Here is a 17,847-nt window from a genome sequence, read left to right on the forward strand (position 1 = left end):
CGGCCATGATGAAGATCGACAAAGCCCCGGTGCCCCTGATCGTTCCGAACCCTGACGACCCGCGCCTGACGGAGCGCGTGACCGGCACCGACCAGACCGGCGCCAAGGTCGAGATCAAGGTGCCGATGGAACGGCCGCTGACGCTCTACCTGAATTCGCAGGAGATCGTCACCATGATGACGATCGGCGACTACCCGGAATATCTTGCGCTGGGCTATCTGCTCAACCAGAACATGCTGAAATATAATGACGAGGTCACCGAGGTCGAATACGACGACGACCTCCAGGTGGTGGTGGTGCGCACCTCACATCACACCAATTTCGAAGCCAAGCTGAAGAAGCGCACCCAGACCTCGGGCTGCGCGCAGGGCACCGCGTTCGGCGACCTGCTGGAGGCGGTCGAGAGCGTCGCGTTGCCGCAGGCCGAGCTGCGCACCTCCTGGCTCTATCAGATGACGCAGACCATCAACACCATGCCCTCGCTTTATCTGGAGGCCGGCGCGATCCATGGCTGCGTGCTGTGCAAGGAGGGCGAGCCGCTCTGCTACACCGAGGACGTCGGCCGTCACAACGCGGTCGACAAGATCGCGGGCTGGATGTACCGCCACGGCGTCGATGCCTCCGACAAGATCCTCTACACCACGGGACGGCTGACCTCGGAAATGGTGATCAAGACCGTGCGGATGGGCATTCCGATCCTGGTGTCGCGCTCCGGCTTCACCGCCTGGGGTGTCGATCTCGCTCGCCAGGTCGGACTGACGCTGGTCGGCCGCACGCGCGGTAAGCGCTTCATCGCGCTCGCGGGTGAAGAGCGGATCGTCTACGACCAGAACCTTGCTTACGTCGAGGAGGAATCGACGAAGCACAAACGCAAGGGTGAAGGTGGTGACGACTGACTTTCCGGTAACGCAGGGCGTGCTGCTCGCAGGCGGCCTCGCACGGCGCATGGGTGGCGGCGACAAGCCGATGCGGACCATCGGCGGCCGCACCATCCTTGAGCGCGTGATCGCGCGATTGACACCGCAATGCAGCGGATTGATCCTCAATGCGAACGGCGATCCCGCACGCTTCGCGGCATTCGGCCTGGCCGTTGTCGCCGATGACGTACCCGGCTTTCCCGGTCCGCTCGCCGGCATTCTCGCCGCGCTCGACTGGACGGCGGCGAACCGGCCTGACATCGAATGGGTGCTGAGCGCCGCAGGCGACTGCCCGTTCCTGCCGCGCGATCTCGTGGCGCAATTGCACGAGGTGCGGGAGCGCGAGAACGCACAGCTCGCGGTCGCCGCATCAGGCGACCAGTCGCATCCGGTGATCGGTCTGTGGCGCGTCGCCTTGCGCGACGAGCTGCGTCACGCGCTGGTCGTCGAAGACCTCCGCAAGATCGACCGCTGGACCGCGCGCTATCCGCTGGCAACGGTGACATGGCCGGCCGCGCCGCTCGATCCGTTCTTCAACGCCAACACGGTCGAGGACATCGCCGAAGCCGAACGGCTGGCCGCGCTGGATGCGGCCTCCTGACAAGAAGCGTCGGCGCAAGCACGAGCAGACGGTTCAAGCCGCCAGCGGCACTTCCCAGGCGTCGTAGCCGTAAACCCAGCTTGTATCGGTGCGCTCCTTGAGCCAGATGTTGGCGCGCGAGGTCTCCTGCACCCGCGTCGTGCGCACCTTGCGGGTCGCCTCGAAGCGGCGGAACGCATTGGCGACGCCGTCGCGGCCGACACCGTCGAGGCAGCGCGACAGCACGGCGGCATCTTCGATTGCCATCGCCGCGCCTTGCGCCATGTAGGGCGTCATCGGATGGCAGGCATCGCCGAGCAGCGTCACCTTGCCATCGGCCCAGTGCTCCAGCGCGTCACGGTCCATGATCGCCCATTTGTGCACGTCGGGACAGGCGGCGAGCACCTGAGTGACCTGCGGATGAAAGCCTTCGAATGATGCGCGCAGATCGCGCACGTCGCCCTTCGCCGACCAGGACTCGATGCGAAAGTCCGGCTCGGGCTGGCTGGTGACGAGATAGACCTCGCTGCGGTCAGGCTTGACGTAATAGATCACGATGTGGCGGTCCTCGCCCCACCATTTGGTGCAGTCGTCGATCCCTGCGCCGCCGAGCAGCGCGGTGGGATAGGTGGTGCGATAGGCGATGCGGCCGGTGAATTTGGCCGGCGCGGTGTCGAACAGGAGATCGCGGACCGTCGAATGGACGCCGTCCGCGCCGACCACGGCATCGGCGATGGCACGCGTGCCATCGGCAAAGCTCAGCCGGACACCATCGCCGGTCTCGTCGAGGCCAACGAGCTTGTGATTGAGCCGCACAAATTCGTTCGACACCACGCTCGCCAGCGCCGCATGGAGATCGCCGCGATGGGCCAGCAGATAGGGCGCGCCGAACTTCTCTTCCGCGCTCTCGCCAAAAATCATGTCGAACTTGATGTCGCCGCTCTTCCAGTCGCGGTTGTTCCAGGAGCGTGGATAGAACGAGTGCTGGCGCATCCGCGCCTCCAGCCCCAGGGCGCGCAACACCTTCATCGCGTTGCAGCCGATCTGGATGCCGGCCCCGATGCGGGCGAATTGGGAGGCCTGCTCGTAGACCATCACATCGATACCGACGCGCCGAAGCGCCGCGGCGGATGCAAGCCCGCCCATGCCGGCACCGACGATCGCAACCGAAAGCGGCCTTGCCATCGCGTCCCCCACCCCGTCGCGCGGCTTGAACGCCGCGTCGTCGTATGTCGTCTAGGCGGGCCGAAAGCCTGCCTGCTCCAACGCCGTTCTAGCTTCGGTCGAACCAAGTGCATCGAGAAAAGCCTGCACCGCCGGCCGCTGCTTGCGCGCCGTCACCAGCGCGAAATCATAATGCTCTTCCGCGAACGGAATGAAACCGAGACCGACCGCATGGGCGACCGGCGCAATGGTCATGCCCCAGTCGGCACGGTGCTGCGCGACAGCCGCAGCCACGGCATTGTGCGAGCGCGGCTGGTTCCAGTAACCTTCCGGGCGCGCACCGCCGAGCAGCCGGTCGATCAGGATGCGCGTGCCGGCGCCCTGGTTACGGTTGACCATGATGCAGGCGGGGTCCGCGAGCGCGGCGGCAACTGCTTCCTTCGCACCGAGCCCCTCGAAACGTTTGTCGCCCTTGCGGAACACGATGCCCTGCATCCGCCGCCAGCCCGGCACGAGCTCGAGCCCCTCAACGAGGTAAGGCGTGTTGTAGGTCTCGCTCTTGTCGTCGAACAGATGGATCGGCGCGAGATCGCATTCGCCCCGCTTCGCCGCCGCGAGTCCGCCGAGGCTGCCGACCGCGATCGAGCGCACGGTCAGCCCCGCATGCGCGAGCTGTGCGGTGACGAGATCGAGGCCGGTGCAATGGCTGCCGACGATGACGAGATCGGGCACCCGCACATGCGGCGTGAACAGCGTCACCTCGGCGTCGGTCCCGGCCGGCATCTGGTCGGCGAGCGCGTCGATGCGCAGAAAACCGTCGGCCTGCGCGAACGACGTGATCGCACCGGACCCCTTGCCGGAGGGATAGGCGATCAGGCCGTCCTTGCCGCCGACCAGCGAGACCATGACGAACTCGGTGCGGCCGAGCTCGGAGGCGATGCGCACCGGCACGGTCGCGCTTACCTTGGCATCGGAGCGTGGCGGCAGCCCGGCCATCCGACGCAGCACCGGCACGATCATGTCGTGGAAGGTGAACATCGCCGAGGTCGGAAAGCCCGGCAGGATCACCACCGGCTTGCCGTCGCACACCGCAAGGCACAGCGGCTTGCCGGGCTTGAGCGCAACGCCATGCGCGAGGATGCCGGGCTGGCCGAGCCGGCCGATGATGCGATGGGACACGTCGCCTGCGCCTTTCGAGGTGCCCCCCGAGAGCACCAGCATGTCGGCGTCCGCCAGCGCGCGGCGCATGGCGGCTTCGAGTTTTGCCTCATCGTCGGGAATGGCGCCGAGGAACACCGCCTCGCCGCCGTTCTCGTCGATCGCGGCGGCGACGATGGCGCCGTTGGTGTCGTAGATCGCAGCCGGCGCGAGCGCCTCGCCGGGTTGAACCAATTCGTCACCGGTGGAGATCACGGCAACACGCAGCTTGCGCGCGACAGTCACCTCGGCGATGCCGCACGCCGCCAGCATGCCGATCTCGCGCGAGCCGATGATCGTGCCGGCGCGCAGCAGCGCCTCGCCGCGCGCGATGTCGGAGCCTGCGTAGGACACGAACTGTCCCGGCGAGACGGCTCGCCGGACGTCGATCGCATCGGATCCGGCTGGCTGGGTGTGCTCCACCATGACGACGGCGTCGGCGCCGCGCGGCAGCGGCCCGCCGGTTGCGATCGGCGTTGCGGTTCCTGTCGCCACTTGCAGCTTCGGCGCGGTGCCGCAGTGAATGGTCTCGCCGTTCAGCGCAAGGCGAACGGGCGCGCCTTCGCCGGCCGCGGCCAGATCGGCCGAGCGCACGGCAAAACCGTCAACGTTGGAACGGTCGAACGGCGGAACGTCGAGGGGCGCCGTGATGTCTTCGGCCAGCGCCGCGCCGAGCGCATCGGCAAGCTTGCGCGCCTCGCTCGGGACCGCGCGCGGGAACAACGCAGCTTCAAAGCGCGCCAGCGCGTCCTCGCGAGAGAGGATCTTGAGGAACTGTTCCTGTTCGAGCGCGCTGCGGTCTTGCGATTGCGGGATCATCGTCATGCCAAACCCATATCACTCCCGCATCAGATAGGCATCGACCGGCGTTCCTGCCGCAAATCCCTCGTGGCTGGCGGGAACGAGCAGCCATGCATCGGCCCGGGCAATGGCCTGAAGCGGCCATTCCCCCACCGCAAGCGGGAGCCACGCATGATGTTCCTCGGCCAGCAGGGCGATTTCGGCGATGCCGACACTGGATGCGATTTTTCGCGCAAGCGGCAAGGTCATGCGTCGGCGCAACTGCCGCGCCGACAGCCGATCGACGAGCGGCAGCACGAGCGCGAGCCAGGCCCCGAGTGCATGATCGGGCGAGCCGGGCAATGCGACGATTGGAACCGGTCCGAGCCGCCCGACCGCGGCGGTGCGTCCGGGCTGGAGCGCGAGGCCGTGGGCGAGCACGTCGCCATGCCGGGCCAGCGCGCTGACCGCGGCATCCCGGCGGCCGGCGCCGCTGCCGCCGATCGCCACGACGAGATCGCAAGTGAGATCGCAAGTGAGATCGCCGAGCGCTTCCGCGATCGATGCCGCATCTCGCGCGGCAGCTTCGCGCGTTTGCACCTGCAGCCCTGCTGCGCGCGCGATCTCGGCAATCATGTGCGCCGTCACGGCAGCACCCGGCACGTTGACGATGCGCAGCCGCGGCCGCCGTACGCTCAGCTTTTCAACACCGGCGGCGCGCGCGAGCAGCAGGGTGGCAGGATGGATCAAATGCCCCTCCGCCACGGCGGGCGCACGCCCGGCGATGTCGCTTCCGGCGCGCCTGACGCCCTGTCCGGGCACGCCCTCTGCCAGCACCTGGGCGAGTGGACCCGACACCTCGACTGCGTCGGCATCGAGCACACAATCACATCCCGGCGGCATCGCGTCGCCGGCATCGACCCAAACGGCCGCCGTCGTCAGAGGCAGCGGCGAATAGGCGGACGCACCGACAATATCGTTGGCGCAGAGCGCCCAGCCGTCCGCAGCGGCGATGTCGCGCGGCGGACAGGCCGCAAGCAGCGGCGTCCCTGCCGCGATGCAGCCGGCGGCCTCCGTCAGGGGCAACTCGATCGTCGCGATCGGATCAACGCCTCGCAGCAACGCGGCGAGCGCAGTGTCGAGCGGCGTCAGCGATGGCGGCAGGCGCTGGGTCATGCGCCATGATGGACCATGCATCGCCCGGTTTGGCAACCGCTGGCGATGCGAAGGTCAGCCGCCGGATTTGGCCGCATTGGGGAAGAACAGCTGCTGTCCGTCGACCTTGTAGCCGGCGATCGCCGCCTGCCCCTCCGGCGAAATCAGCCAGTCGATGAAGGTCTGCCCCAGCTCCTTCTTCACGTCCGGAAACTTTTCCGGGTTCACCAGCATCGCGCCGTACTGATTGAGCAGCCGCTTGTCGCCTTCGACGACGATGTCGAGATCGCCGCGATCCTTGAAGGCGATCCAGCTGCCGCGGTCGGACAGCACATAGGCGTTCGCCGTGCGCGCCGCGTCGAGGGCTGCGTCCATCCCTTGCTTGACTTCGCGATACCATGCGCCCTTGGCAGCGGCGATATCGATGCCGGCGACGATCCAGAGCGCGAGCTCCGCGCCATGGGTGCCCGAGCGATCGCCGCGCGTCACGAACGGCGCGCCCTTGGCCTCGATCGCCTTCAGCGCGGTGGCGATGTCCTTGCCTTTCACGGCGGCGGGATCGCTCTTCGGTCCGATCAGCACATAGTCGTTGTACATCACGTCAAAACGCTTCATGCCAAAACCGTCGGCGACAAACTTCTCCTCCTGCGGCCGTGCGTGCATCAGCACGACGTCGACTTCGCCCCTGCGCGCGCCATCGAGCACTTCATCGGCGCGCCGCGCGATCACCGTCACCTCGATGCCGGTCTTCTCGCGGAAGATCGGCAGCAGATGATCGAGAAGGCCGGACTCCTGTGTCGCCGTGGTCGAGGCCAGCACGATCGCGCGGTCCTCCGCGAATGACGCCGCCACGCCCGCGGCGAGGCCGCAGAGAAGCGCAAGTGCAGCGGACAGGCGGCGGACGACCATGATCGGGTTCCCATTGGCTATGACGCGATCATGATGATGATCGATTGCGCCACACTCGTGACGCGTTTGCGCGTTGCGCTCCCCACTCGGGACATTTCGGCAATGCGGCTCGCGCGGTGCGCCCATTGCAATTGCGAGCGCGACGGCCACAAGGCCCGCGCCACGCGGGTGCTTCAGGATCGTTCACCAAAGCAGAGATCGCGCGCGAGGATGTGTTGCAAAGCAGCGAGATGATCGGGCATGGTCCTGGCGGACGTAAATTGAAATGCAGAATTCCACCTGCGTCGAACGCCAAAAAGAAGCAAGAATTTGCATAGGAATGCAGGATGGAATTCCTGACGACCAGCGAAGCCGCCGACTACCTTCGGCTCGGCGAACGCAAGCTCTACGAACTCGTCACCACCGGCGCGATTCCCTGCACCAAGGTGACCGGGAAGTGGCTCTTCCCGCGGCACGAGCTCGACCTCTGGGTCCTGTCGGGACTGGCGCGTCCGGCCGGCATGCTGACTGCGGAGCCGCCGCCGGTCGTGGGCGGCAGTCAGGACGAGCTTTTGGACTGGAGCCTGCGTGAATCCGGCTCGGGCCTGGGATCGATGAGCGAGGGCACCGCGCGCGGGCTCGAGCGCTTGCAACGCGACGAGGTGATGGCGGTGGCGGTGCACTTCCACGGCCTGGAGGCCGACGGCAATCTTGCCTCCGACGCCAGTGCGACGGCGCTGCGTGACGCGCCTGACCTGCATGATACGGTGCTGGTCGCATTCGTGCGCCGCGAGCAGGGTCTCGTGTTGCCGCCGGGCAATCCGAAACGGCTGCGCGGCCTCTCCGACGTGCTTGCGCTCGGTGTCAGGATGGCGATGCGACAACAGGGCACAGGCGCGCAGATGCTGCTCGACGTGCTGTTGAAGCGCGCCGGCGCCTCGACGCGCGACCTGCGCCGGATCGAGACGCCGGCCCTCACCGGGCCGGATCTCGCCGAGATCGTCCGCGCCGGACAAGCCGATTGCGGAATCGCGACGCGTGCGGCGGCGCGCTCGGCCGGGCTCGATTTCGTGCCGCTGGTCTGGGAGAATTTTGATCTCGCAATGCGGCAACGCAGCTATTTCCGCCCGCCGATGCAGGCCCTGATCCGGTTCCTCAGCGAAAGGCGGCTGCGACAGCGCGCCGAGGAGCTGACCGGCTACGATCCCTCGCCGGCGGGGCAGATCCGCTTCGCGGCCTGACGTTGACGCCCGCCCCCAAATAGTTGCAAAAGAAACCAATTCAGCCGGGCATACCCGGGCAACACCGGCCAACGAGCCGGATCAGGGGAGGACAAGCGTGAATCCAACGAGATTTGGACTGCCGGTCGCGGCCGGCTTTGCAGCGACGTTCTTGGCGGCCGCGCTGCTGCCGGGTACGGCGTCGGCGCAGGTTTCAGACGACATCGTCAAGATCGGCGTGCTCACCGACATGAACGGCCCCGCCTCCGCGCCGACCGGCCAGGGTTCGGTGACGGCGGCGCAGATGGCGATCGACGATTTCGGCGGCAAGGTGCTCGGCAAGCCGATCAGCATCGTGATCGGCGACCACCAGCTCAAGGCCGATATCGGCGGCGGCATCGCGCGGCGCTGGTTCGATGTCGACCAGGTCGACCTGATCGTCGACGTGCCGGTCTCCGCGGTCGGGCTCGCGGTACAGAACATCGCCAACGAGAAGAAGCGGCTATTCATCACCCACTCCACCGGCACGGCGGATTTCCACGGCAAGTTCTGCTCGCCATACGCGATCCAGTGGGTGTTCGACACCCGCGCGCTCGCGGTCGGCACTGCTGATGCGGTGGTCAAGCGCGGCGGCGACAGCTGGTTCTTCATCACCGACGACTACGCCTTCGGCCATTCGCTGGAGCGCGACGCCTCCAGCGTCGTCACCGCCAATGGCGGCAAGGTGCTGGGCTCGGTGCGGCCGCCGCTGGCAACCCCCGACCTCTCCTCCTTCGTGCTGCAGGCGCAGGCCTCCAAGGCCAAGATCATCGGCATTGCCGCTGGTCCCCCGAACAACATGAACGAGATCAAGACCGGCTCGGAGTTCGGCGTGTTCAAGGGCGGCCAGCAGATGGCGGCGCTGCTCGCGCTGATCACCGACATCCACGGCCTCGGCCTGCAGGCCGCCCAAGGGCTGTTGCTGACGACGTCGTTCTACTGGGACATGGACGACAAGACCCGCGAATGGTCGAAGCGCTATTTCGCCAAGATGAACAAGATGCCGTCGATGTGGCAGGCCGGCGTCTATTCGAGCGTGATGCACTATCTCAACGCCATCAAGGAGACCGGCACCGACGATCCGCTCAAGGTCGCGGCGAAGATGCGGGAAAAGCCGATCGAGGATTTCTTCGCCCGCAACGGCCACTTACGCGATGACAATCTGATGGTGCACGACCTCTGGCTGGTGCAGGTGAAGACACCGGAGGAGAGCAAATATCCGTGGGACTATTACAAGATCCTCACGACCATCTCGGGCGAGAAGGCGTTTGGCCCACCGGACCCGGCGTGTCCGCTGGTGAAGAAATGACCGCGTAGAGAGAGGTCGTCGTCATGGCCGGGCTTGGCCCGGCCATCCACGATCTTTCGTGCGGCACCAAGAACGTGGATGGCCGGGTCAAGCCCGGCCATGACGGTTGTGGATGCAGTCGCGACCTACTTCACCACCCCGATCTCGCGAAAATACTTCATCACACCCGGATGGATCAGCTCCGGCTTCGGTGCTGCCGCGACCGTGTTCGACGCCGTGGTCTCGCAGGCCTGCGCGAGCTGCTTGCAGAACGTCGCCTCGGCGCCGTGCAGCGTCTTCGCGAGACGATAGGCGACGTCATCGGGCAGGTCTTCGCGCGTGAGGACGAAACTCCACGAGCCGAGCGAGGCGATCGGCTCGGCCTGCTTCGGATAGGAGCCGGCCGGCACGGTGAGCGGCTTCAGGAACGCATGCTTGGCGCGAATGCGCGTGATCTCCTCAGCGGTCGGCGCAATGAAGCGCGCGCCTGACGCACTCGATGCCACCGCGGCAAAGCCGGGCCAGCCGATGCCGGCACCCCACAGCGCGGCGACGCGGCCATCCTCGACCATCGCGGGGCCATCGCCGGCGCGATCGAGATAGACGGCCTTGAAATCCTCGTCCTGCTTGAGGCCGAGACCATCGAGCACGTAGCGCGCCAGGATCGGCAGGCCCGAGCCTTTGGCGCCGAACGCAACGGGCTGACCGACGAGATCGCGAATGGTCTTGTACGGACTGTCCGCCCGCACCACGAACATGCCGGGGTTGGAATAGATCGCGGTGAGTATCTTCAACCGCACAGGCGCGCGGCCGATGCCGGCAAACGCCTCGTAGGCCGGCTCGCCCGCGACCAGCGCGAGATCGAGCTCGCCCTTCTCCAGCAGCGGAATGTTCTCGTTGCTGCCCTTGGTGTTGCGGGGCGCGATGGTGATTTGCGGATCGGCCGCGTTCATCGCTTCCGCAAAGGCGTTGCCATAGAGCGGAAAGCCGCCGCCGGGCGTCGCGGTGCCCAGGCTGAGTGTCGTGGTCGGAATGGCCTTGCCTCCGGTTTGAGCAGCGGCGGGGCTTGCGAGTGGATTTGCGAGCAGCGCCGCGCCGAGAAGGATTGTGATTGCGAATCTCATGATGAGTCCCGGCCGCCCCGCGTCAACATCGACTTGCGGCGATGTAGGCAGCGGGCGGTTTTTGTGAAAGCATGCAGCCCAACGACAATAGAACAATGGGAGACGTCATGTTGCGAATTTTGCGTAACACTGTTTTTGGGCTGCTGTTTCTTTCAACTCTCCTCAACGCCTCCCCTCCCGCCTCCGCCGCCGGTTACCCCGACCGCCCCGTGCACTGGATGATCGGCTTCGCCGCCGGCGGCCCGGTCGACATCGTGGCGCGGATCATGGCGCAAGCGCTCTCGGATCGCCTCGGCCAGCAATTCATCGTCGAGAACCGCGCCGGCTCCGGCGGCAACATCGCGGCCGCCGCCGCGATCAACGCAGCCCCCGACGGCTATACGCTCTTGTTCGTCGCGCCCAACAACGCGATCTCGACCTCGCTCTACAAGAAGCTGCCTTACGACTTCCTGCGCGACACCGTGCCGGTCGCGAGCATCATGCAGCTCACCAACATGCTGGTCGTCTCCAATGCGATGCCGGTGAAGACGGTTCAGGAGTTCATCGACTACTGCAAGGCCAATCCCGGCAAGATCTCCTTTGCCTCGTCCGGCAACGGCACCTCGGTGCACATGTCGGCGGAGCTCTTCAAGGTGATGACCAAGTGCGACATGGTGCACGTGCCCTATCGCGGCTCGGCCATCGCCTTCCCCGACATCATCTCCAACAAGGTGCAGCTGATCTTCGACAACCTTCCCTCCGCGCTCGAGCAGTCGCGCGGCGGCACTGTCCGCGCCATCGGCGTCACCTCGCCGCAGCGCTGGCCAACCGTGCCCGACGTGCCGGCGATCGCCGAGACCGTGCCGGGCTTCGAATCGGTCGGCTTCTACGGCATCTCCGCGCCGAAGGGCACGCCGCCCGAGGTGATCGAGATCCTCAACAAGGCCGTCGGCGAAGCCCTGAAGGACCCGAAGGTCATCGCGCGGCTGACCGAGAATGGCGGCATCCCGAAGCCGATGACGCCCGCCGAGTTCGGCAAGCTGGTCGCCGACGAGACCGAGAAATGGAAGAAGGTGGTGGAGTTCGCCGGGGTTTCGGTGGACTAGGCAGACCTCGCGGCCGGCTTCGTCCGCCCGCTGGCAAGACGTTCGGGGGACCCAAGGGTCTCCCTCAACACAATAACTGCGAAAACAACCCCATGCACCGTAGAACAGGCCAGCGATTACAAGGGGTTACGCACGATGAAAAATGGCTCCTCGCGAGGGCCATTTGACTCGTCGGGCAAAACAGGCGCATGAGTGCATCATCGCCAGTTTCGGTTATTCAAAAATTACACGCGGTACTGCTTCGGCGTTCCCTTACGCCCGAGCCAGCATTGCACCCCCGCCTCCATCCCTGTAAACGAACCGCGCACCGTTGCCGGCCGCACATCCGCGGCCGTCCCGCGGCGGGGCCTGTAGCTCAATGGTTAGAGCCGGCCGCTCATAACGGTCTGGTTGCAGGTTCGAGTCCTGCCGGGCCCACCAAGCAAATCAACCACTGTCGCGCCAAATTGGGTCCGATTCGATTCCAACGATTCACGAGTCGAATTCCAAAGAATTGTGGTGCGATCTCGCGGGATTCCATTGAATCGCGAGTTGATTTGGCTGATTTCCAAGGAATCGCGGATCGATTAGTTCGGAGGGGCGCCTGAAAGGAGGCCATTGGTTACGGGATTTTTTTTCGACTCAAATGGGCCCATTCGACCTATTTACGTGGCGGCAGCGCTCCAACCTGATGAAGAAGCGCAAACCGGTCCGGCACCCCCCAGTGCTCAACGAGCTTGCCGTCGGCAAAGCGGCAGATGTCCATGACATCAATGGCGACTGGCTTGCCCGAGCGTGGATCGACGCCCGTTGCCTTGCTGCGTGCCCACACAGTATCGCCAGCCTCCACGACCGCTTCGACCGCAAGTGTCAGATCCCTGATGCTACGCCTCGCATCCTCGATTTGCGCCTTCAGGATTTGCGGACCGGGAATATCGGTGGGCGACAGATACTCGTGCTCGACGAGGTTCTCGGCGCAGATTTCGTCCGCGTCCGTGAGGTCGCCTTGGGAAAAGCCGCGCTCTATGATGGCATTGAAGCGCGCCAGATTCGTCAACATGACAACCGCTCTCCCGCAGCTCGATTGACGACAGACCTAGCGCGAGGATCCAGAAGTGCGCCTGTAAATTTCAGTCATCCGCCGGAAAAAAGATGTTGTCCCACTCACCGACGAGGCCGCCAGGCGGCAGACCGGCAAAGGCGTGGCGTTCGCGGATGAAATCGGCCTGGTCGAAATAACCGAGTTCGTGGATGATATCCTTCCACGAACGGCTCGGGGTATTGCGACGAGACGCCAGCGCCCGGTCGAACCGGATGGTGCGTGCGAACAGCTTTGGTGCCATTCCGACTTGCGTCGCAAACCGGCGCTGGAATTGACTGGCGCTAAGGCCGGATTTTGCAACACAGTCCTTGATCCGCGCGCGGCCGCCGGCGGCGACCATCATCCGGGAGGAGAGGCCGATCGCGCAGTCCTGCGTGCCGCTTTCGAGCATCGACCCGACCCAGCGCTCGACAATGTCGACGCGCTGAGCAAAATCACTTGCCATCCGCACCGCATCGCCAAGCGCCTCGGCGGATTTGCCTAGTCTAGCGGGCAACATGTTCGCTACTGCGGCGGGTGTGGGCGGACGCAGCTGCGCTCTTGGATCGATGCGGTGTTCGTCTGCATCGACTGCGTGAAGCAAGGTCGTCGACTTCCAGAGAACGGTCCGGTGCCCCGAGCGGCAAAATCAATTTTGCCGGGGGGCCCGGGCAGGCGATCTTCGCCAGCGCATCGATCAGCAATTCGCTGGTCCGAGGTCCGCGCGGGCAGGATTCGGCAAACTGTCGGAATAGCGCCCGGGCCTGCTCCATGTCGAGCGTCGGTACGTCATGCATTGATTTGTTGGTCCTCTATACCAATCGCTAGCGCACAGGGCGGGCATTCAGGGCTCGATTGGTATCGCGATTCCGCGCCCGTGAGGACGTGCTTTCGCGGTCTTTCTTGTGTAATCTCTTTCTGTAGTCGTCGGGCCAACACTTAGATAGGCGACGCACGGATCACGGTGACCGCGGTGCAACAAATTGCGGACTGGCTCAAAAAGCTCGGCATGTCCGAGTATGCGCAGAGGTTCGCCGAGAACGACATTGATATGGCCGTTCTCCCCGACTTGACCGACCAACATCTCAAAGACCTTGGCGTTTCGCTCGGCCACCGGTTGAAAATGCTGCATGCGATCCGCGATCTCAGCAACGTCTCGGCTGCCGTAACGGCACCTTCTGCACTCGTGGATATCGAGCCAACTCGGCGAGACGACGCCGAGCGTCGCCAACTGACGGTGATGTTCACCGACCTCGTTGGCTCGACCGCGCTCTCGACCACGCTCGACCCAGAGGATCTGCGTTCGGTAATCGGCGCTTATCATAAGTGCGTCGCGGAGACGGTCGCCCGGTTCGACGGCTTCGTGGCCAGGTACATGGGCGATGGGGTGCTCATCTATTTCGGCTATCCCCACGCTCATGAGGATGATGCCGAGCGTGCCGTCCGCGCAGGACTGGCGATCATCGAGGCGATCGGCAATCTGGGTATCCAGGAGCCGCTCCGGGTGCGTATCGGGGTCGCGACAGGCTTGGTCGTGGTTGGCGATCTCGTTGGTGCCGGCGAGGCCCAGGAACGCGGGGTGGTGGGCGAGACGCCGAACCTGGCGTCTCGTCTGCAGGGGATCGCTGAGCCGAGCACGGTTGTCATCGCCGAAGGCACCCGAAGGCTGCTCGGAAACCTCTTCGAGCTACAAGACCTCCGGCCGCAGGACCTCAAGGGCATCGCCGCGCCAACGCGGGCCTGGGTGGCGTTGCGGGCGAGTTCCGTGGAGAGCCGCTTCGAGGCGCTACACGCAACTGGCCTGACTGCCCTCGTCGGGCGGGAGAAAGAACTCGAATTGCTTCTACAGCGTTGGGCCAGGGCGAAGACAGGTGAAGGCCAGGCGGTCCTGATCGCCGGTGAGGCTGGGATCGGCAAGTCGCGTCTCACTGCCGCGCTTCTGGAACGACTCGCCGGAGAGCCGCATACGCGTTTGCGCTATGTCTGCTCGCCGCAGCACACCGACAGCGCGCTATATCCGATCATCGGGCAGATGGAACGTGCCGCCGGGCTGACGCACGACGATACACTGCACGCGAGGCTCGACAAGCTTGATACCCTGCTCGCTCAGACCTCGACCTCGATCGGGGACGCTTCGCTCTTTGCCGAGATGCTGTCGCTTCCGAATGATGGACGCTATCCCGCCCTCAAATTGACCCCGCAGCAGCACAGGCAGCGAACATTCGAAGCGCTCATCTCACAATTAGAAGCGCTTACACGGCAAAGCCCAGTCTTGATAATCTTTGAGGATGCGCATTGGACCGATCCTACGAGCCTAGAAGCTTTCGGCCGGATCGTGGCCAGGATTGAGACCCTTCGCGCGCTAATGATTGTGATATTCCGCCCGGAATTCGATCCGCCCTGGATCGGGCGGCAGCACGTGACCGCCATGACGATCAATCGGCTGACGAAACACCAAGTCGGCGCCATGATCGACGGCGTAGTCGGGAGCAAGCTGCTGCCGGCGGGCATCAGGCAGGACATCATCGAACGTACCGATGGCGTCCCCCTGTTCGTGGAGGAGATGACGAAGGCAGTGCTGGAGGCGGAGGGCCACGGCGCAGTCGAACGCACGATTGCCGTCATTCCGTCCCCGGCCTGGGCAGTCCCCGCAAGTTTGCACGCTTCATTGATGTCGCGGCTCGACCGGCTCGGCCCCGCCAAAGAAGTGGCACAGATTGGCGCGGCGATCGGCCGGGAGTTTTCGCATGCTCTCCTGGCGGCGGTGGTGCGCGTGCCAGCGGCGGAACTGGGATCAGTGCTGAACCGTCTCATAAAGGCTGGTTTGCTTTTCAGGTTAGGCTCGCCGCCGAATGCAACTTACCTATTCAAGCATGCTTTGGTGCGGGACGCGTCCTATAGCACGTTGCTGCGCCAGCCCCGCCGCGCGCTCCATGCACGCATTGCCGAAGCAATTGAAAGCCAATTCGCCGAAACAGCCGAGAGCCAGCCGGAACGGCTAGCACATCACTGCACTGAGGCCGGGCTGATCGAGAGGGCGGCGGCCTTATGGGGCAAGGCGGGACAGCGGTCGCTAGCGCGTTCAGCGCTAGTAGAGGCGACGGTTCAGCTAATCCGCGCTCTTTCACAGATTGCGACGCTGCCGGGCACACCAGCGCTGCGTGGCGACCAGATCAAACTGGAGGTCGCGCTTGTGAATGCCTTGATGAACACCAAGGGCCACGCGGCCCCTGAGACTATCGCATCTCTCGATCGAGCCCGCGCCTTCATCGCGCAAGCGGAGTCACTCGGAGAGCCCCCTGAAGACCCGTTGCTCCTGTTTTCAGTCCTCTATGGGTTCTGGGTCACGAACTATATAAAGTTCAAAAGCGACGCTCTCCTCGACCTTGCGACAGAGTGCTTGGCGCTTGCCGAGAAACAGGGAACAATGGTTCCGCTCATGCTTGGGCATCGTATTATGGCTACGTCTCTGACGTGTACGGGCGTCCTTGCAGAAAGTCTGGCACATTACGACCAGGCGATCGCGATCTACGAACCCGCCGAGCATCGTACGCTGGCGGCTCGATTTGGCCAGGACATTAGGGTCGCAGCCCTATCCTATCGGTCCTGGGCTCTGTGGCTTCTTGGCTTCCCCGAGGCTGCAGGCAGAGACGCTGAACAGGCACTCAAGGAAGCGCGCGAGATCGGCCAAGCAGCCACTTTGATGTATGCCCTGTTCCATACATCCTTTACCCATATCTGCTGCGGAAACTATGCGGCAGCAAGCGCCGAAGCTAATGAACTTGTCCCCCTGGCAGACGAGAGAGGTTCATTGTTTTGGGGGTCGCTCGGAATGGTGGTCCAAGGTTGCGTCTTGGCCCTCACTGGGAAGGCCTCAGACGCGGTCCATGTGATCGACTCGGGTATCATCGCACGTCGGTCAACGGCGGCAACAGCGCTAGTGCCATTCTGCTTGTCGTATCTGGCGGGCGCTCATGCTGAACTCGACCACTTCGATGATGCACGGAACTGCATTCGCGAAGCGATGACCCAGGTAGAAACAACCAAGGAAAGTTGGTTTGAGGCCGAGATCAAGCGCATGGCAGGCGAAATCGAGCTATCGTCGCCCAACCCAAACGCAACGAAAGCGGAAGAATATTTCGAACATGCGCTGGCGGTCGCTCGTCAGCAGCAGGCAAAGTCCTGGGAACTGCGTGCGGCTGTGAGCATGGCGCGGCTGTGGTACGATCAGGGCAAACGACAGCAGGCCCACGATATTCTCGCCCCGGTCTATGGTTGGTTCACCGAGGGTTTCGACACGCTGGACTTGAAGGAGGCCAAATCGCTGCTGGAGCAGCTCAAGGCATGAGCGAGAGCAGCGAAACGTCGCGCAATTGATCGCTCGAACAGGCGCGCGCATCGATGCCGTCATGACCGCAACCATCGATTTCAAAGGATCGCCGCGCGATGTCGGCGGATCGAGCTTGGCCGCCAAGCCTCGCAAACCGGCCGCGCTCGTTCGGCGTGATGCCGGTGCAGCGGATCGCGATCAAGGCCAATGCGCCGCCGTCAAAGGCGAGCATGCCGCCACATACCGTGCGTCGCGCCGCCACGAAAATACATCACCGGAATCGCATAGTTCGGAGCAAGTGCGAACCGATTGCTGCCTTTGCGACAGGCCCTATCAGGTGACGAACGGGCCTGGCCTTGCCGTCCCAAGTGTCCGCTGCTTGCGTAACTTTTGCGAACATCTCGCGGATACGGGGCTGGAGCTCGATCAGTTCTACGATCTCGCCCCCCCCCGCGATGGAATAGCGCACTGCATTTGCTTTTTCAGGCGCCACCTCTCCAAGACGAATTCGTTCCATCAGAGGACCGGCGCGAGCAGGCAGGGAAAAATAGGTGAAGCGGGCGCCCGAAAAAGACATCATCTGCTGGATCGTCGCGCCACACGCCTTGGTCTGCGCGACGGACCGCTGGTAATCGTGCGGCTCGACGCAAAAACCGCAGTGCTGAAGACCGCTCCTTCCGGCCGCAAGGAAGGCGCGCCAGCTTGACGGCTCATTGTCGAGCGGCTGAATAAGCTCCAGCTGCACCCCGCCGACCTGGCAGAATCCGAACATGATCAGCGGGCGTGAGGGCCTCTCCAAATACTTGTTATCAGTGACCACCACCGGACCAATCGTGAGCCAGGGCCCGATACCCTGGTCTATCCAGCCCTTGATGGCTTGCTCAAGATCGGGCACCACATAGCCGAGCTGATCAGCGCTTTTCTCAAGCAACGGGATGTCCGCATCGATTGGCTTGCTGAGGCGCTCCATACGTTTCTCCGGTGCTGCCGAACGTTGTCGCGCAGACGTTCCGCGACAAC

15 protein-coding genes and 1 tRNA gene are annotated in these 17,847 nt (G+C 64.2%); 7 read left to right on the forward strand and 9 right to left on the reverse strand.

Annotation, left to right across the window (positions count from 1 at the left end; translation table 11 throughout):
• Positions 1 to 5: 5 nt before the first annotated feature.
• Together fdhD and mobA are read left to right on the forward strand one after the other, a co-directional pair.
• Positions 6 to 896 (forward strand): formate dehydrogenase accessory sulfurtransferase FdhD, encoded by an 891-nt coding sequence (gene fdhD, locus ABIA90_RS37560; protein ID WP_354121114.1) that lies wholly within the window; start codon positions 6 to 8, stop codon positions 894 to 896.
• Positions 883 to 1,518 carry a molybdenum cofactor guanylyltransferase MobA gene (gene mobA, locus ABIA90_RS37565; RefSeq protein WP_354121115.1) on the forward strand — a complete coding sequence of 212 codons (636 nt, stop codon included), beginning with the start codon at positions 883 to 885 and terminating at the stop codon, positions 1,516 to 1,518. The genes fdhD and mobA overlap by 14 nt, the downstream gene beginning before the upstream one ends.
• A 33-nt stretch (positions 1,519 to 1,551) precedes the next feature.
• On the opposite strand, the gene ABIA90_RS37570 is transcribed toward mobA, so the two are convergent.
• The 4 genes from ABIA90_RS37570 to ABIA90_RS37585 are packed head-to-tail and all read right to left on the reverse strand — an operon-like array spanning position 1,552 to position 6,702.
• Entirely contained in the window at positions 1,552 to 2,682 is a 1,131-nt protein-coding gene (locus ABIA90_RS37570; protein WP_354121116.1) for an FAD-dependent monooxygenase, read from the reverse strand.
• 51 nt (positions 2,683 to 2,733) lie between these two features.
• Positions 2,734 to 4,683, reverse strand: a complete 1,950-nt coding sequence (locus ABIA90_RS37575) for a molybdopterin biosynthesis protein (RefSeq protein ID WP_354121117.1) — start codon at positions 4,681 to 4,683, stop codon at positions 2,734 to 2,736.
• A 12-nt stretch (positions 4,684 to 4,695) separates the two neighbouring features.
• Positions 4,696 to 5,814 carry a molybdopterin-binding protein gene (locus ABIA90_RS37580; protein ID WP_354121118.1) on the reverse strand — a complete coding sequence of 373 codons (1,119 nt, stop codon included), beginning with the start codon at positions 5,812 to 5,814 and terminating at the stop codon, positions 4,696 to 4,698.
• 54 nt (positions 5,815 to 5,868) lie between these two features.
• Positions 5,869 to 6,702 carry an ABC transporter substrate-binding protein gene (locus ABIA90_RS37585; RefSeq protein WP_354121119.1) on the reverse strand — a complete coding sequence of 278 codons (834 nt, stop codon included), beginning with the start codon at positions 6,700 to 6,702 and terminating at the stop codon, positions 5,869 to 5,871.
• A gap of 326 nt (positions 6,703 to 7,028) precedes the next feature.
• Here ABIA90_RS37585 and ABIA90_RS37590 point away from each other — a divergent pair, with 326 nt between their 5' ends.
• Positions 7,029 to 7,922: a substrate-binding domain-containing protein gene (locus tag ABIA90_RS37590; protein WP_354121120.1), complete on the forward strand. Its 894-nt coding sequence runs from the start codon at positions 7,029 to 7,031 to the stop codon at positions 7,920 to 7,922.
• A 97-nt stretch (positions 7,923 to 8,019) separates the two neighbouring features.
• A complete protein-coding gene (locus ABIA90_RS37595; RefSeq protein ID WP_354121121.1) occupies positions 8,020 to 9,249 on the forward strand; it encodes an ABC transporter substrate-binding protein in 1,230 nt (409 codons plus the stop codon).
• Positions 9,250 to 9,374: 125 nt separating this feature from the next.
• On the opposite strand, the gene ABIA90_RS37600 is transcribed toward ABIA90_RS37595, so the two are convergent.
• Complete coding sequence (locus tag ABIA90_RS37600; protein ID WP_354121122.1) at positions 9,375 to 10,352, reverse strand: TAXI family TRAP transporter solute-binding subunit; 978 nt, start codon at positions 10,350 to 10,352, stop codon at positions 9,375 to 9,377.
• A gap of 107 nt (positions 10,353 to 10,459) precedes the next feature.
• Between ABIA90_RS37600 and ABIA90_RS37605 the strand changes: the two genes are divergently transcribed.
• Together ABIA90_RS37605 and ABIA90_RS37610 are read left to right on the forward strand one after the other, a co-directional pair.
• Positions 10,460 to 11,437 carry a Bug family tripartite tricarboxylate transporter substrate binding protein gene (locus ABIA90_RS37605; RefSeq protein ID WP_085402202.1) on the forward strand — a complete coding sequence of 326 codons (978 nt, stop codon included), beginning with the start codon at positions 10,460 to 10,462 and terminating at the stop codon, positions 11,435 to 11,437.
• 344 nt (positions 11,438 to 11,781) lie between these two features.
• Positions 11,782 to 11,857, forward strand: a tRNA-Ile gene (locus tag ABIA90_RS37610).
• Positions 11,858 to 12,077: 220 nt separating this feature from the next.
• Here the strand turns inward: ABIA90_RS37610 and ABIA90_RS37615 are convergent.
• Positions 12,078 to 12,476: an ester cyclase gene (locus tag ABIA90_RS37615; RefSeq protein WP_354121123.1), complete on the reverse strand. Its 399-nt coding sequence runs from the start codon at positions 12,474 to 12,476 to the stop codon at positions 12,078 to 12,080.
• Between the two features lie 70 nt (positions 12,477 to 12,546).
• Positions 12,547 to 13,101 carry a helix-turn-helix domain-containing protein gene (locus tag ABIA90_RS37620; protein WP_354121124.1) on the reverse strand — a complete coding sequence of 185 codons (555 nt, stop codon included), beginning with the start codon at positions 13,099 to 13,101 and terminating at the stop codon, positions 12,547 to 12,549.
• Positions 13,102 to 13,461: 360 nt separating this feature from the next.
• On the opposite strand from ABIA90_RS37620, the gene ABIA90_RS37625 reads away from it, so the two are divergent.
• Positions 13,462 to 16,845, forward strand: coding sequence for an adenylate/guanylate cyclase domain-containing protein (locus tag ABIA90_RS37625; protein ID WP_354121125.1), 3,384 nt, complete (start codon positions 13,462 to 13,464; stop codon positions 16,843 to 16,845).
• Here the strand turns inward: ABIA90_RS37625 and ABIA90_RS37630 are convergent.
• A complete protein-coding gene (locus ABIA90_RS37630; protein ID WP_354121126.1) occupies positions 16,835 to 17,089 on the reverse strand; it encodes a hypothetical protein in 255 nt (84 codons plus the stop codon). The two genes, ABIA90_RS37625 and ABIA90_RS37630, sit on opposite strands and share 11 nt — an antisense overlap.
• 9 nt (positions 17,090 to 17,098) lie before the next feature.
• A complete protein-coding gene (locus ABIA90_RS37635) occupies positions 17,099 to 17,797 on the reverse strand; it encodes a VOC family protein (protein WP_354121127.1) in 699 nt (232 codons plus the stop codon).
• Positions 17,798 to 17,847 lie beyond the last annotated feature (50 nt).

Origin of the sequence: Bradyrhizobium sp. LA6.8, from assembly GCF_040547935.1 — a bacterium.
Lineage (GTDB): Bacteria > Pseudomonadota > Alphaproteobacteria > Rhizobiales > Xanthobacteraceae > Bradyrhizobium > Bradyrhizobium barranii.